This is a genomic window from Streptomyces sp. NPDC002888, from assembly GCF_042888465.1.
Classification (GTDB): Bacteria; Actinomycetota; Actinomycetes; order Streptomycetales; family Streptomycetaceae; genus Streptomyces.
Window position 1 is genome coordinate 143,468 of sequence record NZ_JBIAPU010000013.1, and the last position, 22,376, is coordinate 165,843.

Annotated in this window: 22 protein-coding genes and 1 tRNA gene; 15 read left to right on the plus strand and 8 right to left on the minus strand. The window is 69.4% G+C overall.

Annotated features, from left to right (window positions below):
- The first annotated feature begins 40 nt into the window (after nt 1–40).
- The gene (locus tag ACFYWX_RS22185) at nt 41–319 is read left to right on the plus strand and encodes a MoaD/ThiS family protein (RefSeq protein WP_389425778.1); all 279 of its coding nucleotides are present in this window, start codon (nt 41–43) and stop codon (nt 317–319) included.
- A 6-nt stretch (nt 320–325) separates the two neighbouring features.
- The gene (locus ACFYWX_RS22190) at nt 326–1,276 is read left to right on the plus strand and encodes a PLP-dependent cysteine synthase family protein (RefSeq protein ID WP_389425779.1); all 951 of its coding nucleotides are present in this window, start codon (nt 326–328) and stop codon (nt 1,274–1,276) included.
- Between the two features lie 7 nt (nt 1,277–1,283).
- Here ACFYWX_RS22190 and ACFYWX_RS22195 read toward each other — a convergent pair whose 3' ends face one another.
- Complete coding sequence (locus ACFYWX_RS22195) at nt 1,284–1,736, minus strand: type II toxin-antitoxin system PemK/MazF family toxin (protein ID WP_389425780.1); 453 nt, start codon at nt 1,734–1,736, stop codon at nt 1,284–1,286.
- Nucleotides 1,737–1,903: 167 nt separating this feature from the next.
- Here ACFYWX_RS22195 and ACFYWX_RS22200 point away from each other — a divergent pair, with 167 nt between their 5' ends.
- Nucleotides 1,904–2,656: an MBL fold metallo-hydrolase gene (locus ACFYWX_RS22200; RefSeq protein WP_389425781.1), complete on the plus strand. Its 753-nt coding sequence runs from the start codon at nt 1,904–1,906 to the stop codon at nt 2,654–2,656.
- Nucleotides 2,657–2,730: 74 nt separating this feature from the next.
- On the opposite strand, the gene ACFYWX_RS22205 is transcribed toward ACFYWX_RS22200, so the two are convergent.
- Nucleotides 2,731–4,035: a PTS transporter subunit EIIC gene (locus ACFYWX_RS22205; protein WP_389425782.1), complete on the minus strand. Its 1,305-nt coding sequence runs from the start codon at nt 4,033–4,035 to the stop codon at nt 2,731–2,733.
- 291 nt (nt 4,036–4,326) lie between these two features.
- Between ACFYWX_RS22205 and ACFYWX_RS22210 the strand changes: the two genes are divergently transcribed.
- The 4 genes from ACFYWX_RS22210 to rdgB all read left to right on the plus strand — a co-directional run bounded on the left by ACFYWX_RS22210 (nt 4,327) and on the right by rdgB (nt 6,644).
- On the plus strand, nt 4,327–4,560 hold the full coding sequence (locus tag ACFYWX_RS22210; RefSeq protein ID WP_016438052.1) for a glucose PTS transporter subunit EIIB: 234 nt from the start codon (nt 4,327–4,329) through the stop codon (nt 4,558–4,560).
- A gap of 126 nt (nt 4,561–4,686) precedes the next feature.
- Nucleotides 4,687–5,424 (plus strand): ribonuclease PH, encoded by a 738-nt coding sequence (gene rph, locus ACFYWX_RS22215; RefSeq protein WP_389425783.1) that lies wholly within the window; start codon nt 4,687–4,689, stop codon nt 5,422–5,424.
- A gap of 154 nt (nt 5,425–5,578) precedes the next feature.
- A complete protein-coding gene (locus ACFYWX_RS22220) occupies nt 5,579–5,983 on the plus strand; it encodes a hypothetical protein (protein WP_389425784.1) in 405 nt (134 codons plus the stop codon).
- 58 nt (nt 5,984–6,041) lie between these two features.
- Nucleotides 6,042–6,644 (plus strand): RdgB/HAM1 family non-canonical purine NTP pyrophosphatase, encoded by a 603-nt coding sequence (gene rdgB, locus ACFYWX_RS22225; protein WP_389425785.1) that lies wholly within the window; start codon nt 6,042–6,044, stop codon nt 6,642–6,644.
- A gap of 52 nt (nt 6,645–6,696) precedes the next feature.
- Here rdgB and ACFYWX_RS22230 read toward each other — a convergent pair.
- From ACFYWX_RS22230 to bcp, 3 genes are all read right to left on the minus strand, one after another.
- Nucleotides 6,697–6,772 (minus strand) — tRNA-Leu (locus tag ACFYWX_RS22230).
- An 872-nt stretch (nt 6,773–7,644) separates the two neighbouring features.
- Entirely contained in the window at nt 7,645–8,142 is a 498-nt protein-coding gene (locus ACFYWX_RS22235) for an HNH endonuclease (RefSeq protein ID WP_389425786.1), read from the minus strand.
- A 273-nt stretch (nt 8,143–8,415) separates the two neighbouring features.
- On the minus strand, nt 8,416–8,883 hold the full coding sequence (gene bcp, locus ACFYWX_RS22240) for a thioredoxin-dependent thiol peroxidase (protein WP_389425787.1): 468 nt from the start codon (nt 8,881–8,883) through the stop codon (nt 8,416–8,418).
- A gap of 131 nt (nt 8,884–9,014) precedes the next feature.
- Here bcp and ACFYWX_RS22245 point away from each other — a divergent pair, with 131 nt between their 5' ends.
- Together ACFYWX_RS22245 and ACFYWX_RS22250 are read left to right on the plus strand one after the other, a co-directional pair.
- Nucleotides 9,015–9,344 carry a DUF3618 domain-containing protein gene (locus tag ACFYWX_RS22245; protein WP_389425889.1) on the plus strand — a complete coding sequence of 110 codons (330 nt, stop codon included), beginning with the start codon at nt 9,015–9,017 and terminating at the stop codon, nt 9,342–9,344.
- Nucleotides 9,345–9,388: 44 nt separating this feature from the next.
- The gene (locus ACFYWX_RS22250) at nt 9,389–9,745 is read left to right on the plus strand and encodes a GroES family chaperonin (RefSeq protein WP_389425788.1); all 357 of its coding nucleotides are present in this window, start codon (nt 9,389–9,391) and stop codon (nt 9,743–9,745) included.
- Nucleotides 9,746–9,836: 91 nt separating this feature from the next.
- On the opposite strand, the gene ACFYWX_RS22255 is transcribed toward ACFYWX_RS22250, so the two are convergent.
- Nucleotides 9,837–12,224, minus strand: coding sequence for a transglycosylase domain-containing protein (locus ACFYWX_RS22255; protein ID WP_389425789.1), 2,388 nt, complete (start codon nt 12,222–12,224; stop codon nt 9,837–9,839).
- Nucleotides 12,225–12,471: 247 nt separating this feature from the next.
- On the opposite strand from ACFYWX_RS22255, the gene ACFYWX_RS22260 reads away from it, so the two are divergent.
- From ACFYWX_RS22260 to ACFYWX_RS22275, 4 genes are read left to right on the plus strand one after another with little or no spacing between them, the layout of a single operon-like run.
- Nucleotides 12,472–13,272, plus strand: a complete 801-nt coding sequence (locus tag ACFYWX_RS22260) for an ABC transporter permease (RefSeq protein ID WP_389425790.1) — start codon at nt 12,472–12,474, stop codon at nt 13,270–13,272.
- Nucleotides 13,273–13,321: 49 nt separating this feature from the next.
- Complete coding sequence (locus tag ACFYWX_RS22265) at nt 13,322–14,086, plus strand: ABC transporter permease (RefSeq protein WP_389425890.1); 765 nt, start codon at nt 13,322–13,324, stop codon at nt 14,084–14,086.
- Nucleotides 14,087–14,091: 5 nt separating this feature from the next.
- Complete coding sequence (locus tag ACFYWX_RS22270) at nt 14,092–15,060, plus strand: ATP-binding cassette domain-containing protein (protein WP_389425791.1); 969 nt, start codon at nt 14,092–14,094, stop codon at nt 15,058–15,060.
- A 33-nt stretch (nt 15,061–15,093) separates the two neighbouring features.
- Nucleotides 15,094–15,912: a DUF1707 domain-containing protein gene (locus ACFYWX_RS22275; RefSeq protein ID WP_389425792.1), complete on the plus strand. Its 819-nt coding sequence runs from the start codon at nt 15,094–15,096 to the stop codon at nt 15,910–15,912.
- A gap of 285 nt (nt 15,913–16,197) precedes the next feature.
- Here the strand turns inward: ACFYWX_RS22275 and ACFYWX_RS22280 are convergent, their stop codons facing one another.
- On the minus strand, nt 16,198–17,529 hold the full coding sequence (locus tag ACFYWX_RS22280; protein ID WP_389425793.1) for an SGNH/GDSL hydrolase family protein: 1,332 nt from the start codon (nt 17,527–17,529) through the stop codon (nt 16,198–16,200).
- Between the two features lie 197 nt (nt 17,530–17,726).
- On the opposite strand from ACFYWX_RS22280, the gene ACFYWX_RS22285 reads away from it, so the two are divergent.
- Both ACFYWX_RS22285 and ACFYWX_RS22290 read left to right on the plus strand, forming a co-directional pair.
- Nucleotides 17,727–19,058, plus strand: coding sequence for a DUF445 domain-containing protein (locus ACFYWX_RS22285; protein ID WP_389425794.1), 1,332 nt, complete (start codon nt 17,727–17,729; stop codon nt 19,056–19,058).
- Between the two features lie 54 nt (nt 19,059–19,112).
- Nucleotides 19,113–20,642: an MFS transporter gene (locus ACFYWX_RS22290; protein WP_389425795.1), complete on the plus strand. Its 1,530-nt coding sequence runs from the start codon at nt 19,113–19,115 to the stop codon at nt 20,640–20,642.
- 151 nt (nt 20,643–20,793) lie between these two features.
- Here the strand turns inward: ACFYWX_RS22290 and ACFYWX_RS22295 are convergent, their stop codons facing one another.
- Nucleotides 20,794–22,272 (minus strand): alginate lyase family protein, encoded by a 1,479-nt coding sequence (locus tag ACFYWX_RS22295; RefSeq protein WP_389425891.1) that lies wholly within the window; start codon nt 22,270–22,272, stop codon nt 20,794–20,796.
- Between the last annotated feature and the right edge of the window lie 104 nt (nt 22,273–22,376).

The window sequence follows — 22,376 nt, forward strand, 5'->3', positions numbered from 1 at the left end:
CGCCCACCGACCCGACACCATCCGACAGGAGCCCTGAGCCATGGCCATCGAGGTCCGCATCCCCACCATCCTCCGCCAGTACACCGACGGTCAGAAGGCGGTGGAGGGCAACGGCGACACCCTCGCCGAGCTGTTCGCCGACCTCGAGACCCGGCACGTGGGCGTCCAGGCCCGCATCGTGGACGGCGACCAGCTGCGCCGCTTCGTCAACGTCTACCTGAACGACGAGGACGTCCGCTTCCTCGACGGCATCAACACCAAGCTGTCCGACGGCGACAACGTGACGATCCTGCCGGCCGTGGCCGGCGGTATGGCCTGATCACCCATGCGCTACGACTCCCCGCTGGCCGCGGTGGGCAACACCCCTCTGGTGCGCCTGCCGCGGCTGTCGCCGTCCCCCGAGGTCCGCATCTGGGCCAAGCTGGAGGACCGCAACCCGACCGGCTCGGTCAAGGACCGCCCGGCCCTGCACATGATCGAGCAGGCCGAGAAGGACGGCCGCCTGACGCCCGGCTGCACCATCCTGGAGCCGACCAGCGGCAACACCGGCATCTCCCTCGCCATGGCGGCCAAGCTCAAGGGCTACAGCATCGTGTGCGTGATGCCCGAGAACACCTCCCAGGAACGCCGCGACCTGCTCGCCATGTGGGGCGCCGAGATCATCTCCTCCCCGGCCGCGGGCGGCTCCAACACCGCCGTACGCGTCGCCAAGGAGCTCTCCGCCGAGCACCCCGACTGGGTGATGCTCTACCAGTACGGCAACCCCGACAACGCGGGCGCCCACTACGCCACGACCGGCCCGGAGATCCTCACCGACCTCCCCTCGGTCACCCACTTCGTCGCGGGCCTCGGCACCACCGGCACCCTCATGGGCGTCGGCCGCTACCTGCGCGAACACAAACCGGACGTCAAGATCGTCGCCGCCGAACCCCGCTACGACGACCTGGTCTACGGCCTGCGCAACCTCGACGAGGGCTTCGTCCCCGAGCTGTACGACGCCTCCGTCCTCACCACCCGCTTCTCCGTCGGCTCCGCGGACGCCGTCACCCGCACCCGTGAGCTGCTCCAGCAGGAGGGCATCTTCGCGGGCGTCTCCACCGGCGCCGCCCTGCACGCCGCGATCGGCGTCGGCAACAAGGCCGTGAAGGCGGGCGAGAGCGCCGACATCGTGTTCGTCGTCGCCGACGGCGGCTGGAAGTACCTCTCCACGGGCGTCTACACGGCGGCCACCACGGAGGAAGCGATCGAGACCCTCCAGGGCCAGCTCTGGGCGTGAGCCCGGGTCACCTCGTCAGGTGACGGACCTGGTCCCACAGGACCGGGTCCACCACACCCACCCGGCGACGGAAGTCACCCACCGGGACCCGGCGCAGCTCGTCCGTCTCCAAAAAGCTCGCCCGGCCCTGCGCGTCGCCCACGGCGCCCGGCGGCAGCGGGATCACCCCGGCCCGGCCACTGTGGTTCTTGCTGGTGATCTTCGCGACGGTCGCATGCCGACCCCGCACCACCAGCACCAGACACGGCCGGTCCTTGGCCCCCGGACCATCCTCGAACGGCACGTTCGCCCACCAGATCTCCGCCGGCTGCGGCCGCCCGGAAGGCCGCCGCTCGGGCCGCCCCGGCGGCCGTGTCCTGCGCCCCTCGGGACGCCGCCCACGCCCCCACCCGTCGACGAGCGTGGCGACCACCGCGAGCAGTACCACCGCCGCGACCGCGAGCCACCAGGACGTGTTCATAGCGGACGACGTTACAAGATGCCCCGAACCGGTGACAGCACAGGTGAGTTCGCCCACAACAGCCCTAGGCGGAGGAGCGACCGGGGGTTTTGCGCCTTACGCTCGACGGACCGCACGACCCCCGACGCCCCTTCTCTCGTTTCCCCGCCAGCGGAGGTTTCTGTTCCATGAAGCTCACCGTCGTCGGCTGCTCGGGGTCGTTCCCGTCCGCGGAATCGGCCTGCTCGAGCTACCTCCTAGAGGCCGACGGCTTCCGGCTGCTCCTCGACATGGGCAACGGCGCCCTGGGCGAGCTGCAGCGCCACTGCGGTCTCTACGACCTCGACGCGATCTTCCTCAGCCATCTGCACGCCGACCACTGCATCGACATGTGCGCCTACTTCGTGGCGCGCTACTACCGGCACGACGGCGGACGCTGCGACCCCCTACCGGTCTACGGCCCGGAGGGCACCGAACACCGTCTGACCACCGCCTACGCCGACACCCCCTCGGCCTCCTCGATGAGCGAGGTCTTCGACTTCCACACCGTGAAGCCCTCCACCTTCGAGATCGGCCCGTTCACGGTGCACACGGAACGCGTGGCCCACCCGGTGGAGGCGTACGGCATCCGCGTCGAGCACGGCGGGAAGGTGCTGACGTACTCCGGCGACACCGGCGTCAGCGCGCACCTCGACGAACTCGCCCGCGACGCCGACCTGTTCCTGTGCGAGGCCGCGTTCACGCACGGCAAGGAGAACATCCCCGACCTGCACCTCAACGGCCGCGAGGCCGGCGAGACGGCCCGCCGCGCGGGCGCGAGACGCCTGGTCCTCACCCACATCCCCCCGTGGACCGACCCCGAGGTCAACCTCGCCGACGCCCGCGCGACGTACGACGGCCCGGTCGAACTGGCGGTGCCGAGGGTGTCGTACGCGGTCTAGCTCTCCATGCGTGCACGAAGGCCCCGGAACCTTCTCGGTTCCGGGGCCTTCGTGCACGTCGTACGGAGCGGGACTCACGCCTTGGTGAGATCCTCGACCTCCTCTTCGGGCTCGCGGCCCGGGGTGGGGAGGTTGAACTTGGTGATCGCGAAGCGGAAGAGGACGTAGTAGATCGCGCCGAAGACCAGGCCGACGGGGATCAGCAGCCAGGGCTTGGTGGAGATGCCCCAGTTGATGAAGACATCGGTGAAGCCGGCCGAGAAGCTGAAGCCCATGTGCATGCCCAGCGCCCACGTCACGGCCATCGAGATCGCGGTGAGGACGGCGTGGATCGCGTACAGCACCGGGGCGATGAACATGAACGAGAACTCGATCGGCTCGGTCACACCCGTGAAGAACGAGGTCAGGGCCAGCGACGTCATCATGCCCAGCACGGCCTTGCGGCGCTCGGGACGGGCGGAGTGCGCGATGGCGAGGGCGGCGGCCGGCAGGCCGAACATCATGATCGGGAAGAAGCCGGTCATGAACAGACCGGCGCTCGGGTCACCGGCGAAGAAGCGCGGCAGGTCGCCGTGGAAGACGGTGCCCGCGGAGTTGGTGAAGTCGCCGATCTGGAACCAGGCCACCGAGTTCACGAACTGATGCATGCCGATCGGGATCAGCGCGCGGTTGATCAGACCGAAGAGGGCCGCGCCGAAGGAACCGAGGCCGGTCATCCACTCGCCGAAGTTGGTGATGACGTCACCGATGGGCTGCCAGCCGAGGACGACCAGGACACCGAGGGCCGTGCCGACGACAGAAGTGATGATCGGCACGAGCCGGCGGCCGTTGAAGAAGCCGAGCCAGTCGACGAGCTGCTTACGGTGGTAGCGCTGCCACAGCACCGCCGTCAGCAGACCGAGGATGATGCCGCCGAGCACGCCGGGATTCTGGAAGGTCGCGGCCGTGGCGGCCTCGTTGCCCTTCTGCCAGAAGCCGCCGAACGGGGTGACGGGCGTGTAGGTGGCGCCCTCGTGGCCGTCCTTGATCGGGAACTGGTGAATCACCGCGTAGTAGGTGAGGAAGCCGACCACGGCGGCCAGTGCCGTCGAGCCGTCGGCCTTCTTGGCGAAGCCGATGGCCACGCCTATGCAGAACAGCAGGGGGAGCCCGAGGGAGCTGTCCAGCAGGGCGCCGCCGGCTCCGGCGAACACCTTCGCGACATCGGCGGGGATGTGGAACTTCTCCTGGACGTCCGCCTGGCCGGCCCGCAGCAGGAGGCCCGCCGCCGGCAACACGGCGATCGGGAGCTGCAGGCTGCGGCCGACCTTCTGCAGGCCCTGGAACAGACCGGAACCCCGCTTCTTTGCGGGGGCCGCCGTTGCGGTGGCGGTGCTCATACGTCCTCCATCGGTGGTGGTCTACACCACTGAGTGGTGTAGACCTGTTTGTAGCACGATGAAGGCGGGATAAGGAACCCACTGATTCCGCTACCGAAGCGCTACCCGCCGTGGCCTGTCCCGAACGCTCGACGGGGCCGGGCTTGGCGACCGTCCGCCGGGTGGTGTAGACCAGTTTTGGACGGTTCCGTTGTCGTGACGTCAGCTTCGGCACGGACGGCATGAACGCTCGCGAAGACGGGCCGACTGTGGGTTACTGCGACCAAGCGGTTCGGATCAGGGAGAAGGAACATGGCCAGCAAGGCTGAGAAGATCGTCGCCGGGCTCGGCGGCATCGACAACATCGAAGAGGTCGAAGGCTGCATCACCCGCCTGCGCACCGAGGTCGTCGACGCCGGCAAGGTCGACGAGGCCGCCCTGAAGGCCGCCGGCGCCCACGGGGTCGTCAAGATGGGCACCGCGATCCAGGTCGTCATCGGCACGGACGCCGACCCGATCGCCGCGGAGATCGAAGACATGATGTGACATCCCGGGTCACCCGGGATCACCCGCGGTCACTCGCGGTCACCCGGGTCGCCCTGGCGCTCGTCGGCTGAGGCCTTTCCCCACCGTGGGAGAGGCCTCTCCCCTTGTGCGGCTAGGCTCAGAGCCATGTCTCGAATCGACGGCCGCACCCCCGAACAACTCCGCCCGGTCACCATCGAACGCGGCTGGAGCAAGCACGCCGAGGGCTCCGTCCTCGTCTCCTTCGGCGACACGAAGGTCTTCTGCACCGCCTCCGTCACCGAAGGCGTCCCCCGCTGGCGCAAGGGCAGCGGCGAGGGCTGGGTCACCGCGGAGTACTCCATGCTGCCCCGCGCCACCAACACCCGCGGCGACCGCGAATCCGTCCGCGGCAAGATCGGCGGCCGCACCCACGAGATCAGCCGCCTCATCGGACGCTCCCTGCGCGCCGTCATCGACTACAAGGCACTCGGCGAGAACACCATCGTCCTCGACTGCGACGTCCTCCAGGCGGACGGCGGCACCCGCACGGCGGCCATCACCGGCGCCTACGTGGCACTCGCCGACGCGGTCTCCTGGGCCCAGGGCAAGAAGCTGATCAAGGCGAACCGCCAGCCCCTGACCGGCACGGTGTCGGCGGTCTCCGTCGGCATCGTCGGCGGACTGCCCCTGCTGGACCTCTGCTACGAGGAAGACGTACGCGCCGAAACGGACATGAACGTCGTCTGCACCGGCGACGGCCGCTTCGTCGAGGTCCAGGGCACGGCGGAAGCCGAGCCGTTCGCCCGCGAGGAGCTCAACTCCCTCCTCGACCTGGCCGTTTCCGGCTGCACCGAGCTGGCCGCACTCCAGCACAAGGCCCTTGACGCGGCCCTCGAAAGGTAAAGAAGGTAAAGGGCGCGCCAAAAGAAGTGATCGGCGGCGGGCAACCACGCCGACCGCCACCACGTCTCCAGGAGTACGGGCGCACGGCTCACCGCCGTGCGCCCGGCCATTACAAGGGGCCCCGACCGGGCCCGAACGAGGGAGGGACCGTTCCATGGCCGCGAGCCGTCGACGCGGACGCCGCACCGCCGCCGTTGCCGCCACCCTGGCGGCCGTCGCACTCACCGCCGGTCTCACCACCGGCTGCGACGCCGTCAGCAAGGCACTCGACTGCGTCCAGACCGCCGACGCGATCGCCGACAGCGTCACGGACCTCCAGCAGGCCGTCAACAACGCGGCCAACGACCCGACGCAGCTGGAGGAGTCCCTCACCTCCATCGACAACAACCTCGACCAGATCGGCGACAAGACCGACAACGCCGACGTCAACAAGGCGGTCGACGACCTCGGCAAGGCCGTCGACAACGTCCGCGCATCGGTCGACAACGGCGACAAGACCCCCGACCTCACCCCGATCACGGACGCGGCGGGCGAACTGACGAAGGTGTGCACGCCGTAGGGCTTGTCTCAGGGAAGACGGGCTGTGGGTCGGGCCGGCCGGTCGGGATACTGGACGCATGACCCGCCTGATCCTCGCCACCCGTAACGCCGGAAAGATCACCGAGCTTCGGACGATCCTCGCCGACGCAGGTCTGCCGCACGACCTCGTCGGCGCGGACGCGTTCCCCGACATCCCGGACGTCAAAGAGACGGGAGTCACCTTCGCCGAGAACGCGCTCCTCAAGGCCCACGCCCTCGCCCAGGCCACGGGCCTCCCGGCGGTCGCAGACGACTCGGGCCTGTGCGTCGACGTCCTGAACGGCGCCCCCGGCATCTTCTCCGCCCGCTGGTCCGGCAAGCACGGCGATGACCGCGCCAACCTGGAACTGCTGCTGGCCCAGCTCTCCGACATCGCCGACGAACACCGCGCCGCCCACTTCGCCTGCGCGGCGGCGTTGGCGTTGCCCGACGGCCGACAGGAGGTGGTCGAGGGCCGCCTGCACGGCACCCTCCGCCACACCCCCGTCGGCACCAACGGCTTCGGCTACGACCCGATCCTCCAGCCGGAGGGCGACACCCGCACGTGCGCGCAACTGACCCCGGACGAGAAGAACGCGATCAGCCATCGGGGGCAGGCGTTCCGGGCGCTGGTGCCGGTGGTGCGGCAGCTGTTGGGCTGAGACGGCACGGTGAAGGGCGCCGAACTCATCAGTGCGGCGCCCTCTCGCTGGGTGGGCCCGGTGGGACTCGAACCCACGACACACCGCACCTAAAGCGGCGCCCTCTTGGCCAGCTGGGGTACGGGCCCAGGAGGCTTACTGTACTGTGCCTGGCTCGGCGGCGAGGCAATGACGTCCTCGCGCCTGCGGTTTGAGAAGGTGTCTGTCTGACTGTGGCATGACGGGCACAGGTACCTCAGGTTGTTCCGCCGGTTGTCCAGGCGGTCACCATTGACGTGATCGATCTCCAGGACGAGCCTTCTGCCTTGCCATGTGTCTCCTGTACCGCACTCCCCGCAAACATGCGGTACACCGAGGTCATCCAGGGCCCGCCTGAGCATGTGTGTCTTGGTGCGAGGGCTTCCCGGAGCGAGGAGCACCAAGATCTCGACCGACGTTCTGCGGTTCGGGGAACGGGTGCCGCGAAAGTGGCCTTGTCCTGTGAAGTGGGTGGTCGACAGCCCATGGAACTCGATGCTGCGCTTCACGAGTGCCCGAGCTGCACCGGTGTTGCTCCGGCCAAGGGCGGCCAGGACTCCGGTCAGGCTTGCGGCGGCCTCTACGACAGGTGCCAGTTCTTCACGCGGATGAGTGCCGGGGCCGTATCTGCGCCCTCCGGTGAAGTGCGAGGTATCGATCCCGAACTTGTCCAGCTTCTTTCTGATGTGACCGTACGGGCTGTCGCGCGGGGGAAAGCCCATGTATTCCAGCATCTCTTTGATGCTGTGAGAACGGGCGGCAGCTTCCCGCAGGAGGTCCTCCGGGTAGCTGCGCCGCTCACGTTCCGGCAGTGGTTCCTCGCGGAAGTGCGAGATGTCGATGCCGTAGTGCTGGAGCCGCTGGCTGAGATAGCGGCGAGGGCCGCTGCCCATCGGCACGCCCAGCTCACGCATCAGGTCGACCAAGCTCGTGGCTGTGGCGGCAGCCCGAGTCAGTACGTCGCACGTGAATTCCGGCTTGGTCATGCGGTCCTCCTGCGCCTGCGACCTCGGTATGTATCCGTTACCGCATGGCAGTTGGGGCACAGCAGCTGCAGGTTCTCCGGGCGGTTGTCCCACCAGTCGCCGTTGACGTGGTCGACCTCCAGCCGAAGGGGCTTGCTGTTCCACTGGGGGCCGGTGTCGCACACTGCGCAGGCTTCCTCGACTCCGGTTCGGAGCAGGTGCTGTCGTAGCCGTTTCCCAGGGATTCTGCCGTCCTCTGGTGCTCCCAGGGTGAGTGGATTGCCACGCGAACCCTTTGGCCTGCCTCGTCGCACCGTGAAGTGAGATGTGTCGATGCCGAGCGTTGTGATGCGGCGGCTGATGTGGGTGTGGTTGCCCCCCACCGGGCTGATTCCAAGGCGGCGGACCACTTCCTTGATGCTGGTCGAGGCGGCCACGGCCTCTTGGAGCTGCGCTGTGCTGTGGCGTACCCACTGGGTGGGGAAGTGTGAAACGTCCACACTCGCATCCGCCATCTTCTGGCGCAGATAGCGTCTGCTGCCCGGCGTTGGCGTCCCTCCACACCATCGCACGGCGTCGTCCCAGTTCGTTGTCGTACGAGCTGCCTCGTGGAGCAGTTCATGGGTGTACCTGGCCCCCACCGTTCCCCTCCGCCTCCGGTCACACGTTCGTGACCTCGTACGGAATAACGAAGCGGTTATCGGACAGTCGCGCCCGAAAAGCGTGAAGCGGCTCACACCAGGACACCCCGGTGTGAGCCGCTCCCCTGCGGTGCGGCAAACGCGGCCTCAGGCCCCAAGGTCCTTGATGATCTTGGCGACATGGCCCGTCGCGCGGACGTTGTACAGGGCGCGTTCGACCTTGCCCTGTTCGTCGACCACGATGGTGGAGCGGATGACGCCCATGTAGGTCTTGCCGTAGTTCATCTTCTCGCCGAAGGCGCCGTACGCGTCGAGGACCGTCTTGTCGGGGTCGGCGAGGAGGGTGACCTTGAGGGACTCCTTCTCGCGGAACTTGGCGAGCTTCTCGGGCTTGTCGGGGGAGATGCCGATGACGTCGTAGCCGGCGCCGGCGAGGAGGTCGAGGTTGTCGGTGAAGTCGCACGCCTGCTTGGTGCAGCCGGGGGTCAGGGCCGCCGGGTAGAAGTAGACGATGACCTTGCGGCCCTTGTGGTCGGCCAGCGACACCTCGTTGCCGTCGGCGTCGGACAGGGTGAACGCGGGGGCCTCGTCCCCGGGCTGAAGTCGCTCGGACATCGGTGTCGTCTCCTCGTGTGCGCGGCTGGGCGGTATCGGTCCGAGCCTAACGGGGGGTCCTGACGGCGCGAGCGGGCATGAAGCTGACAGACTGTCCAGAACAGCATCAGCAGACCTTCGGAGGCCGTACGGTGGCGGACACGTCGGACACCAGAACCCCGGCGCAGATCGAGGCGGACATCAAGCGTCGCCGCGAGGTGCTGGCCGAGACGCTCGACGAGATCGGGGTGCGGGTGCACCCGAAGACCATCGTCGGGGACGCGAAGGCCAAGGTGGCGGCCAACATCGATCACACGGTCGGGCGGGCGTATGTGCAGGTCAACCGGGCTGTGACTCAGGCGCGGGCGCAGTTCGTGGACGAGGAGGGCGGGCCCCGCCTGGAGCGGGTCGTGCCTGTCGCGCTCGCCGTGGTCGGTGTGGTCACGCTGCTCGCCCTGAGTACGCGGCGCCGCAGGGGCTGACCCGGCGGCGTACGGATCCGTTTCAGGCAGGTAGGTTCAGAGGCGTGAGCGCCAACAGAAACGACCACAGCACCCACCAGGACAAGCTGCCCATCCGGATGCTGCACGACCGTGTACTCGTGCGGCAGGAAGCCGGTGAGGGCGAGCGGCGTTCCGGCGGCGGCATCCTGATCCCCGCCACGGCGGCCGTGGGCCGTCGGCTGGCCTGGGCGGAGGTCGTGGCGGTGGGGCAGAACGTACGGACCGTGGAGCCGGGCGACCGGGTTCTGTACGACCCGGAGGACCGCGCCGAGGTGGAGGTGCGTGGCGTCGCGTACGTGCTCATGCGTGAGCGTGATCTGCATGCCGTGGCCGCCGACCGCTTCGAGGGGTCGGAGGACTCGACCGGGTTGTACCTGTAGAGCAACGCGCAGCGCATGTCATAGCGAAAAGGGCTGGTGGCCATCGCCACCAGCCCTTTCTTGTGCCTGCCGGTCAACCCGGGTGCCGTTCTCACTCCCTGCGCGTCGGCAAGAACGGGTTGTCGCCGTTCGACGTTCCCGTCGTGGTGCCGTTGCCCGCGGTCGTGCCGGTGGTCGTCCCCGCGTCGGTGGTGCCGCCGTCGGTCGTGCCGTCGGTGGTTCCGCCGTCCTGCGTGCCGCCCGTGGTGGGTGTGCCGGCGGTGGTGCCGCCGTCCTGGGTGCCGCCGGTCGTGGGCGTCGCGGGCGTGGTGTTGCCGGTGGTGCCGCCGTTCGTCTGGCCCTGGGTCCGGCCTTCGGTCCGGCCGTCGGGGTCCTCGTCGCCGGAGGGCTCGTCCTCGTCCTCCTCCTCGCTCGTGCTCGGGTCGGGGCTGGTTCGGGCCGGGGGTTCCTGGATCTGGTCGGCGCCCTCCTCCAGGACCAGGTCGAAGTCGGTGACCGGCTTGCCCTTGAGGGCGGTCTTGGTGAACTGGGCCCAGATGTCGGCGGGCGCGCCGCCGCCGTTGATGCGGGGCAGGCCCAGCGCGTTGTAGAGCGGCTTGTGGGCGGCCGTGACGGGGTCCTGGCCCATGACGGAGACGACGGTCACCAGGTCGGGCGTGTAGCCGGCGAACCAGGCGGCGGTGTCCTTTTCGGCGGTGCCGGTCTTGCCGGCGGCGGGGCGGCCGGCGGCCTGTGCGCCGGTCGCGGTGCCGTTCTGGACGACGCTGCGCAGGATCGAGGTCGTGGTGTCGGCGGCCTCGCGGCTGACGGCTTGGCGGGTGCTGCGCTTAGGCAGCTCCACCACGTTCTTGCCTTCCTTGGTGATCTTCTCGATCAGGGTGTATGTGCCGTGCTTGCCGTGGTTGGCGAGTGTCGCGTATGCCTCCGCCATGTCGAGGACGCTGGCGGTGGCGGTGCCCAGGGCGATGGAGGGGTAGGGGTTGAGGTCCTTGGTGTTCGCGGGGATGCCGAGGTCGATGGCGGTCTCCCGGACCTTCTCCGAGCCGACGTCGACCGCCATCTGTGCGTACACCGAGTTGACGGACTTGTCGGTGGCGGTGCGCACCGAGGTGTCGCCGTAGGAGTACTGGTCCTCGTTCTCGGGGGCGTAGGTGCCGCCGCTCCAGCCCTGGACGGGGCGCTTGTTGGTGCCGTCGTAGATCGTGTTCGGGGTGATGGTGCGGCCGTCCTGGGTGACGGAGCCGTTCTGGACGGCGGAGGTGAACACGAAGGGCTTGAAGGTGGAGCCGACCTGGAAGTCTCCGCGGGTGGCGTTGTTCGTGTACTGCTTGACGTAGTCGACGCCGCCGTACAGAGCGACGATCTTGCCGGTCTTGGGGTCGACGGAGGCGCCGCCGGCGCGGACGTAGTTGTCGACCTTGCGGTTCTTCTTGTCCAGTTTGGACATCAGTTGGTCGTTGACGGCGTCGACGAAGGCGTTCTGCTTGCTCTTCTGGATGCTGGTGGTGATGCGGTAGCCGCCGGACTTGAGCTCGTCCGCGGTGAGGATCTTGTTCTTGCTGAGGTCGTCCTTGATGGCTTCGACGAGGTAGCCGCGCTGGCCGGACAGGCCGATGGAGACGGTCTGTTCCTTCGGCATGGGGAACTTCATGCCGGCGCGCTTGGACTCGGTGAGCCAGCCCTTCTTGACCATGCCGTCGAGGACGTAGTTCCAGCGGGCCTCGGCTGCGGCCTTGTTCTGCGGGTGGGCGACGATGTCGTACTCGCTGGGCGCGTTGAGCAGGGCGGCGAGGTAGGCGCCCTGGGCCGGGGTGAGGTCGATGGCGTCGACGCCGTAGTAGGCCTGGGCGGCGGCCTGGAGGCCGTAGGCGTTGCGGCCGAAGTAGCTGGTGTTGAGGTAGCCCTGGAGGATCTGGTTCTTGCTCTGGGTGCGGTCGAGCTTGATCGCGATGAAGAACTCCTTCACCTTGCGGGTGACGGTCTGTTCCTGCGCGAGGTAGTAGTTCTTGACGTACTGCTGGGTGATGGTGGAGCCGGACTGTTTGCCCTTGCCGGTGGCCGTGTTCCAGCCGGCGCGCAGCATCGCCTTGGGGTCGATGGCGGACTCGGTGTAGAAGTCGCGGTCCTCGGCGGCGAGGACGGCGTGCTGGGCGTCCTTGGAGATCTGCGGGAGGGTGACGTTCTCGCGGTTGAGCTCGCCGTCGCGGGCGATCTCGCTGCCGTCCGCGTAGAGGTAGACGTTGCTCTGCATGGTGGCGAGGGCGTTGGCCGGCGGGATCTTGACCATCGAGTAGCCGAGGAAGAACAGGCCGGCGAGGAGCAGTGTGCCGAGGACGAAGGTGGCGAGCACCATGCGCCAGGTCGGGATGATGCGGCGCCAGCCGGTGCGCTTGGGTCGCTTTGCCTTCTTGCCGTCCCCCTCGGGCTCGCTCGGTGCCCAGCCCTCTGTCGGCTGCTGCGGCTGCGGCTCGTCACTCATCTCGTGCACGGACTCCTGTTTCGCGTCGTACGTTCCCGTACGCCCTCGTACGCCTTCTGCGCCCCTGGTTGAAGACTGTCGCACCATGCGTTCCGTTCCCGGCAATCGGCACGTGTTGTGCTCGGAATGGGCCCGGAAAGGTCCCGGAAAGGTCCCGGAAAAGGCGTGGCACGCCATGTCACCTGCGGGCTAGGCTCCTGCGCTTCGGTGTCGGGCAGGCTTCGGGCGGGCGAGGAGGGCGGTTGCCGTGGGTTCGGCGCGGTTGTACGCGGCCGTCGCGGCGGGTGGTTTCCGACGGTACGCGACGTATCGGGCGGCGACTGCCGCCGGGGTGTTCACCAACACGGTCTTCGGCCTGATCCTCGTCTACACGTATCTCGCCCTGTGGGACGAGCGGCCGCATCTGGGCGGTTACGACCAGGCGCAGGCTGTCACCTACGTGTGGCTGGGGCAGGCGTTGTACTCGACGCTGGCCGTCCAGGGCGGCGGCTTCGAGAATGATCTCATGGAACGCATTCGCACCGGGGAGGTCGCCATCGACCTGTACCGGCCGGCGGATCTCCAACTGTGGTGGCTGGCGGGCGACTTGGGGCGGGCGCTGTTCCAGCTGCTGGGGCGGGGTGTGGTCCCCTTCGGTTTCGGGATGCTGGTCTTCCCGATGGCGCTGCCGGGCGACTGGCTGACCTGGGTGGCGTTCCTGGTCGCGGTGGTGCTCGGGATGGTCGTCAGTTTCGCGATCCGGTATCTGGTGGCGCTGAGCGCGTTCTGGCTGATGGACGGCACGGGCGTGACGCAGACGCTGATGATCACCGGGTTGTTCTGCTCGGGGATGATGCTGCCGCTGAACGTGTTTCCGGGGGTGCTCGGGGAGGTCGTACGGGCGTTGCCGTGGTCGGCGCTGCTTCAGATGCCCGCCGACGTCCTCATGGGTGAGGCGGCTCCGCTGGGTACGTACGTCTTTCAGGTGACCTGGGCGGCGGTGCTGCTGACGGCGGGGCGTCTGCTGCAGTCGGCGGCGACGCGGCGGGTGGTGGTGCAGGGTGGGTGAGAGCAGCCGGCTCGCCGAAGGGCTGCGGGCCTACCGGTTGATCGCCGCGATGTGGATCCGCTCGACGATGGCCTACCGCGTCTCCTTCGTCCTGACCGCGCTCGGTGGTCTGGTCGTGACGGGGCTCGACTTTGTGGCGATCTTGTTGATGTTCTCGCGGATCGACGCGCTCGGCGGCTACTCGCTGCCCGAGGTCGCCTTCCTCTACGGCCTGTCCGCGACGGCGTTCGGCTTCGCGGACCTGGCGATCGGCTCGATGGACCGGCTGGGCAAGCGGGTACGCGACGGCACTCTGGACACGCTGTTGGTGCGGCCGGCGCCGGTGCTCGCGCAGGTCGCCGCGGACCGCTTCGCGCTGCGCCGGGTCGCCCGGATCACCCAGGGCGTGCTGGTGCTGGGTTACGGGCTCGCCGGGTGCGACATCGCGTGGACGCCGCTGAAGGTGCTGCTGATGCCGGTGATGCTGGCCAGTGGCGCGGTGATCTTCTGCGCGGTGTTCGTGGCGGGCGCGGCCTTCCAGTTCGTGGCGCAGGACGCGTCGGAGGTGCAGAACGCGTTCACGTACGGCGGGACGACGATGCTTCAGTACCCGCCGAGCGTGTTCGGCAAGGAACTGGTGCGTGGGGTGACCTTCGTGCTGCCGCTGGCCTTCGTCAACTGGGTGCCCGCGGCGTACGTGCTGGGGCGGTCGTACCCGCTCGGCCTGCCGGAATGGGCGGCGTTCGCGCCTCCGCTGGTGGCGGGGGTGTGCTGTGCGCTGGCGGGGGTGGCGTGGCGGGCGGGGCTGCGGTCGTATCGGAGTACGGGGAGTTAGGACATATGGACGAGGCTTTCATCGAGGTGGACCGGGTCGAGAAGGTCTTCGACGTCCGCAAGAAGAGCGGGTTCCTGAAGCGGGAGCGGCGGCAGGTGCGGGCGGTCGACTCGCTGTCCTTCACCGTGGCGCGCGGCGAGATGGTCGGCTATATCGGCCCCAACGGCGCGGGCAAGTCGACGACCGTGAAGATGCTCACCGGGATCCTGACGCCGAGCGGTGGCCGGGTGCGGGTGGCGGGCATCGATCCGTCCCGTGAGCGCACCCGTCTCGCGCACCGCATCGGGGTGGTGTTCGGGCAGCGTACGACCCTGTGGTGGGACCTGCCGCTGATCGACTCCTACCGGCTGATGCACCGTATGTACCGCATTCCCGACGGCCGTTACCGCGAGAACCTCGACCGGCTCGTGGAACTCCTCGCCCTGGGCGAGCTGTTGGACGTGCCGGTACGGCAGCTCTCCCTCGGCCAGCGGATGCGCGGCGACATCGCGGCGGCTCTGCTGCATGATCCCGAGGTGCTGTACCTCGACGAGCCGACGATCGGCCTGGACGTGGTCTCCAAGGCCAGGGTGCGGGAGTTCCTGCGGGAGTTGAACACCGAGCGCGGCACGACGGTGCTGCTGACCACCCACGACCTCCAGGACATCGAGCAGTTGTGCTCGCGCGTGATGGTCATCGACCACGGCCGGATGATGTACGACGGGCCGCTCGCGGGGCTGCACGAGGCGGGGGAGAGCGAGCGGACGCTGGTGGTGGACCTGGAGCGGGAACTGCCGCCCATCGAGGCGCCGGCGCCCGCGCGCGTGGTGCGGGTGGAGGGGCCGCGGCAGTGGCTGGCGTTCCCGGCGTCGCAGTCGGCGGCGCCGCTGGTGGCGCGGATCGCTGAGGCGTATCCGCTGGTGGATCTGTCGGTGCGGGAGCCGGACATCGAGGCCGTGATCGCCAAAATGTACGCGGAGCGAGCGAGCGCGTAGTGCCCTGCGGCGGGAACTCGTAGGCTGCTGTACATGACCGACAACACTCCGGAACTGCGGGCCTCCGACGCCGATCGTGAGCGAGTCGCCGAGGTCCTGCGGGACGCCCTCGCGGAGGGGCGGCTCGACATGGCGGAGTTCGAGGAGCGGCTGGACGCGACGTACCAGGCGCGTACGTACGGTGAGCTGGCGCCGATCACGCGTGATCTGCCGGCCGCGGGGGTCGTGCCGCCGTCCGTGTCCCTGGCGAAGGAGCCGGAGGGCGGGGCCGGTTGGGGTCGGCGGATCGTGGGCGGCGAGGGGTCGTCGACGTGGGCGGTGGCCGTCATGTCGGGGTTTCAGCGCAAGGGGCGCTGGACCGTGCCGAGGCGGTTCAACTGCTTCGCCTTCTGGGGTGGCGGGGAGATCGATCTGCGCGAGGCGAACTTCGCCGGCGGCGATGTGGAGATCAACTGCGTCGCGATCATGGGCGGCGTGAACATCGTCGTGCCGCCCGGGGTCGAGGTCGTGGTGCGGGGGATCGGTGTGATGGGGGGCTTCGACCACCGTGAGGTGGGCGTGCCGGGGGAGCCGGGGGCGCCTCGGGTGGTCGTGACCGGGTTCGCCTTCTGGGGCGGGGTCGGGGTCGAGCGCAAGCGGACGAAGGCGGAGCGGCGGCAGGAGAAGCTGGACCGCAAGGCCGCGATGAGAGAGCTGCACGAGTCCTTCCACGAGGACATCCAGGAGGCCCACCGCAAGATGCTGGACGGGCATCGGGACGTGATGCGGGAGCGGCGCGAGGACCGTCGCGAGAAGCGGCGCGAGGACCGTCGCGAGGAACGCCGGGACAGGTACCGCCACCGGGAGTACTGACCCGGCGTTGCCGCCGGGCAGAGGGGCGTCGCGCGGCCCGGCGCCGACGGGTTGCCGCCCGCGCCCACCCTCCCCCACTCTCGGCTTCGCTCGAGCGGGGGACCCCCATTGCCCCAGGCGGCACGCATGCCCGCGGCTCGCGACGATGCCGTCCATCCCGCGGGCAGTCGTGCCGCTGGGGCGGCACGGGTGGGCGCGGACGGTGCCCTGACAGCGCCGGGCTGCGCGACCTCTGCCCAGCGGCAACCCGCCCGCACTGACATCGCTACCGCTTGGCGCGGAGCGTTACAGCTCTGCCGGGGCCGAGCCCTTCAGTGCGGGCAGGTTGAAGACTTCGGCCATGCGGGCGTAGCCCTCGTCGCTGGGGTGGAGGTGGTCGCCGGAGTCGTAGTCGGGGCGGGAGCGGCGGGGGTTGTAGGGGTCGCGGAGGGCCTTGTCGAAGTCGGCGACCGCGTCGAAGACGTCGCCGTCGCGGATCGCGGCGTTGATCTCCTGGCGGACGGCCTCGCGGGCCGGGGTGTAGCCGCGGTGGCCCTGGAAGGGCATGAGGGTCGCGCCGACGACCTTGATGCCGCGGGCGTGGGCCTGCCTGACCATGAGGCGCAGACCGGTGAGGATCCGGTCGGGATCGGCGAGCCGGCGGTTGCGCAGGATGTCGTTGACGCCGAGGTCGATGACGACGACCTTGACGTTGGTCCGGCCGAGCACGTCACGGCTGAAACGCTTGAGCCCGCTGGGGTTGTCGGCGGGCCGCCCCCGCCCGTCGGTGAGGATCTGGTTGCCGCTGATGCCCTCGTTGACGACGCTGTAGCGCGGCACGTCCTGCCGCTGCTCGACCGCCGCGCGCAGCCGGTCCGCGAGAACGTCGGGCCAGCGGCGGTTGGCGCCCAGGGTGGAGGTCACGCCGTCGGTGATGGAGTCGCCGAAGACGACGACCGTGCCGTCGGACTCGTTGCTGAGCACGTCCAGCGCGGTGAGGTACCGCCAGTACTCGGCGTGTGCGGTGTACGCGGTGGCGTCGGCGTCCTCCGTGCGGTCGCCCTCGGCCAGGTAGGACAGCTGACGGGCGTGCGGGTGGTAGGTCACCGGCCCGGACGGGGTGGGGGAGTAGGTGGTCACCAGCACGTCGGTGTCGCGCGGGATGAGCACGGTCACCATGTCGCTGATCACCTGGTCGCCGGCCGGGATGACGACCACGGGGTTGCCGCCGAAGGTGAGGCGCCGCATGGTCTCCGCGGCCGCCGAGGCGGTGTTGTCGGCGGCGGCGACGGCGACGGAGGCGTGCGTGATGGTCAGCGGCCGGGTGCCGTAGAGGTTGGACAGCGTGATGCGGGCACTCGTACCGCCGACGCTCGTGTGGACGACGTTGCGGACCGAGCGGCCCGCCAGGCCGTTCACCTCGGTGCCGGGTTCGGCCCCCACGGGGGACGCGGACCAGGTGCCGACCCAGACGCCGGTCGAGGCGGGGGCGGCGGAGTTGTGGGGAGTGCGGGGTGCGGCGAGGGTGTCCTCGCTGTTGCCGTCGTCCGCTGCGACCCCGACGTATATCGCGGCGGACAGGGCCACGATCACGGCGATGATCGCGGACAGCAGGGCATAACCGTGACGCTTGGTCATGCGGGTGTGCGTCTCCTAGAGGAGGGGAGCCCAGGGCTCCGAAAGTGATCACCTCATGATGCGACACGAGGCGGAGGGAGGATTGAGCAGGACCCCCCATTGGGCCCCCGGTACACAGACGCTGGGAACTCTCGTTCTGTTCCAGGAGTAAGGCAGGAAGGGACAATGTGTGCGGAATAACGTGACGGGTGGAGCGGATGAAGCGTATGAATCCGAGTGAACCGGACGTGGTGGGAGCGGGGCGGCCGGGATCGCCCGCGCGCACGATGACCGTTTTCAGCGCCGCAGACGAGGAGAAGCAGCGCGGTGTGCGCCGGATGAAGCTCACCGCCGCCGGGCTGCTGCTGTTCGTGGCGGTGGTGTACGTCCTCGCGGAGTGGGCCGGCCACCAGGGCGCGGGCCCCTGGGCGGGATACGTCGCCGCGGCGGCCGAGGCCGGCATGGTCGGCGCGCTCGCCGACTGGTTCGCGGTCACCGCCCTCTTCCGTCACCCGCTCGGCCTGCCCATCCCGCACACCGCGATCATCCCGAACAAGAAGGACCAGCTGGGCGTCTCGCTCGGCGAGTTCGTCGGCGAGAACTTCCTCTCCGAGGACGTCGTACGGCAGCGGCTGCGGGCCGTGGGCATCGGCAGCCGCCTCGGCGCGTGGCTGGCGGAGCCGGAGCACGCGGACCGGGTCACCGCGGAGCTGTCGACCGCGCTCAGGGGCGCGCTGACGGTCCTGCGCGACTCGGACGTGCAGGCGGTGGTCGGCGAGGCGATCACCCGCCGTGCCAATGCGCAGGAGATCGGGCCCGGCATCGGCAAGATGCTGGAGAAGATCGTCCTCGACGGGGGCCACAAACGGGCCGTCGACCTGATCGTCTCCCGCGCGCACGACTGGCTGGTGCTGCACGGAGACTCCGTGATGGACGCCGTGCAGGGCGGCGCGCCCGGCTGGACCCCGCGGTTCGTGGACCGGAAGGTCGGCGAGCGCGTCTACAAGGAGCTGCTGCGCTTCTGCGCGGAGATGCGCGACATGCCCTCCCACCCCGCCCGCGGCGCCCTCGACCGCTTCCTCACCGACTTCGCCTCCGACCTTCAGTCCGACACGGAGACGCGCGCGCGGGTCGAGCGGCTCAAGGGCGAGGTGCTGGGCCGCGGCGAGGTCCAGGACCTCATCGCCTCCGCCTGGACCGCCGTACGATCCATGATCGTCTCGGCGGCCGAGGACGAGCGCAGCGAGCTCCGCCTGCGCGCGCGGGCCTCGTTCCTCTCCCTCGGCACCCGCATGGCCACCGAGCCCAAGGTCCAGAGCAAGGTCGACAGCTGGGTCGAGGGTGCGGCCGTCCACGTCGTGACCACCTACCGCAAGGAGATCACCTCCCTCATCACCGACACCGTCGCCGGCTGGGACGCCGAACACACCACCCGCAAGATCGAGGCCAACATCGGCCGCGACCTCCAGTTCATCCGCATCAACGGCACGGTCGTCGGCTCACTGGCGGGCCTGTTGATCTACACGGTGGCGCGGGTGCTGGGAGCGTAGGCCCGCTGCCCGAGGGCACTCGCCCGGGGTTCCGCTCAGTGAGGAGGGAGCCCCATGACAACCGCTGACGCCGCGACCGGCAGTACGGTGACCACGAACATCCCCGCCCGCCTGGACCGCCTTCCGTGGTCCCGCTGGCACTGGACGATCGTCTTCGGACTCGGCACCGTATGGATCCTCGACGGCCTGGAGGTCACGGTCGTCGGCAACATCGCGAGCCGTCTTTCGGAGCCCGGCAGCGGACTGCCGATCACATCCGGGCAGGTCACCGGCATCGCGGCCGCGCTGTACGTGGCGGGTGCCTGTGTCGGCGCCCTCTTCTGGGGCCGCCTGACGGACATCTGGGGCCGCAAGAAGCTCTTCATGGTCACCCTCGCGGTGTACCTCGGGGCCACCGCCCTGACCGCGGTCTCCTTCGACACCTGGTGGTTCCTGCTCTTCCGCTTCCTCACCGGTTTCGGTATCGGCGGCGAGTACGCGGCCATCAACTCCGCCATCGACGAGCTGATCCCCGCCCAGTACCGCGGCCGCGTCGACCTGATGATCAACGGCAGTTTCTGGCTGGGCGCGGTCGGCGGTTCGCTGCTGTCGATCGTCGCGCTGAACACGGACGTCTTCGCGGCCGACGTGGGCTGGCGGCTGACGTTCGCCCTGGGCGCCGTACTGGCCCTGGTGATCCTCCTCGTACGACGGCACGTCCCCGAGAGCCCGCGCTGGCTGATGATCCATGGCCGTGACGGCGAGGCGGAACGGATCGTGTCCTCGATCGAGCGGAGGGTGGAGGAGGAGAAGGGCGAGCCGCTGCCGCGGGCGGAGGACGAGATCACCATCCACCAGCGCCGCAGTGTCACGTTCCTGGAGATCGGCCGCACGGTCTTCTCCGACTACCGCAGGCGGGCCGTCCTCGGCTTCGCCCTCTTCATCGGCCAGGCGTTCCTCTACAACGCGATCACCTTCGGCTTCGGCGCGATCCTCACCACGTTCTTCGACGTGCCGAGCGGCCACACCGGCTACTACTTCGCCGTCATCGCCGTCGGCAACTTCGTCGGCCCGCTGCTGCTCGGCAAGCTCTTCGACACCGTCGGCCGCCGGGTGATGATCTCGTCGACGTACCTCCTCTCCGGCCTGCTGCTCTTCGGCACGGCCTGGCTGTTCGACCGCGGCTCGCTGAGCGCAGGGACGCTGACGGCCTGCTGGTGCGCGGTGCTGTTCTTCGCCTCGGCGGGCGCCTCCAGCGCGTACCTGACCGTCTCCGAGGTCTTCCCGATGGAGACGCGCGCGATGTCCATCGCCTTCTTCTACGCCCTCGGCACCGCCGCCGGCGGCACCAGCGGCCCCCTGCTGTTCGCCGACCTCACCGGCACGGGCAAGGTCGGCGACACGGTCCTCGCCTTCCAGATCGGCGCGACGCTGATGTGCGTGGCCGGAGTGGTGGCCGCGCTGCTGGCCGTGAACGCGGAGCGGCGCTCCCTGGAGGACGTCGCCAAGCCGCTGACGGCGGCGGCGACGAAGGCGAAGTCGAGGTCGAGGTCGAAGTCGGCGACGGCGCGGGAGAAGGGGGACTCGAGGACGGCGACGGCCTGACCCCGACAGAGCCCTGACCCGACAGGGCCCTGACCCCGACAGAGCCCTGACCCGACAGGGCCCTGACCCCGACAGAGCCCTGACCCGACAGCGCCCGCCTTCTGACAGAGCAAGGGGTGCCCCCTTGGGCGGAGGGGGCACCCCTTGCGGTCTACTGCGACTCGCGCTGTCCCCGGCCGCGCCGCCGCAGCAACAGCAGCCCCCCGGCGAGGGCGGTGATCCCCGTGGCGGCGGTCCAGCCGACGACGTCGGCGGATCCGGTGGCCGCGAGGTCACCGCCCTTCGAGCCGCCCTTCGAGCCATCCGTCGAGCCGCCCTGCGCGGCGGCGGCCGAAGCGGCCGGCGTGGACGCGCTCTGCGGCCGCGGATCCGAAGCGCCCGGTGCCGAGGACGGCGCCGAGGCCGCCGGACGCGGCGCCGCCGACGTGTCCTTCGCCTTGTCCCGCGTGAACGCCAGCGTCCCGAAGCCGAGCTGGTCGTAGCCGCCGCTGTTGGGCCCGTAGTCCCCGCCGCCGCCCTCGGGCGCGGCCTTGGCGGCGGCGCGGGTGAGGTACGACGCCGAGAGGCCCCGGCGCTTGGTGTAGTGGTTGGCGATCATCGCCCAGATGGGACGCGTCATCGCCGGGTCGACGCCGGCGGCGTCGGAGGCGGTCTCCGTCCCCGACCAGCCGCCGATCGCACCCTTGCGGCGCGTGTTGGCGGTGTACGACACGTCACCGCCGAGGCTCCACTTGGCGACGTACTGGGCGCCCTTGAGGAAGCGGCTGTCGTCGTAGCCGTAGAGGTCGATGCCCTGGTTCCAGGCCATCTCGCAGACGGTGCCCATCAGGCCGACGCCGAGCAGCGCGTGCCCCTGGTCGCGGCCGGCCTCCAGCCACTCGCCGAGCCCGTCGTCGTGTACGACGGGGATGGCGTTCTTGACCGCGCCGAGCCCGGCGCCGTGCTTGAAGTACTCCACCGCCTGGTCGACCTTGGCGCTGTCGTCGCAGAAGATGCCGACGGCGAGGACGCAGGCGAGGGCCGTCAGGTCCCAGTTGGGCCAGTAGTTGGTGACGACGGCGTTGTTGTGGTCGGTGAGGAAGGACTCGCTGAGCGGGGCGAAGACGTCGCGCAGCACCTTCTGGGTGCGGGCGAGTTCGAAGCCGTCGTGGTCGCGGACGAGTTCGGCGGCGTTGGCGAACTGGTAGCCGTACAGCCCGGCCGCGAGGAACCGGTCGGCGGAGCCCTCGATCGACGTGAGCTTCGCCGACCAGGCGTTGAGGATCGCGACGGCGGTGTCGGCGTGCGCGGTGTCGCCGCTGATGTGGAAGCGCAGGGCGTTCTGGTAGGCCGCGTGGATGTCGTTGTAGAGGCCCACGTAGTTCTGCGGGCTGCCCGCACCCCGGTACACCGTCGCCTGCGGATTGGGCGCCCAGCCGCTCTGCGCGTGCCGGTTGGCGGTCAGCTTGGCGAACCCGGCCGTGTAGGGCGCGGCGCCCGCCTTCACCTTGGCGGCCATACGGGCCAGGTCGTCGTGGGTGTGCAGCAGGCCGGGGTGCGCGTAGGCGGAGCCGGCCGCTGCGGCGGGGGTGGGAGAGACGGCCGTACCGATGCCGACCGCTCCGGCTGCCGCGCCCGCGGCCTTCATCATGCTTCGGCGGCTGATCTGTCGTGTCACGTCTTCGTACCTCAGCGTCGTAAGTCGCGTACCTGTGGAGGGGGACGGTGAGGAGACGTGCGGGAGTGGGGGCGGAT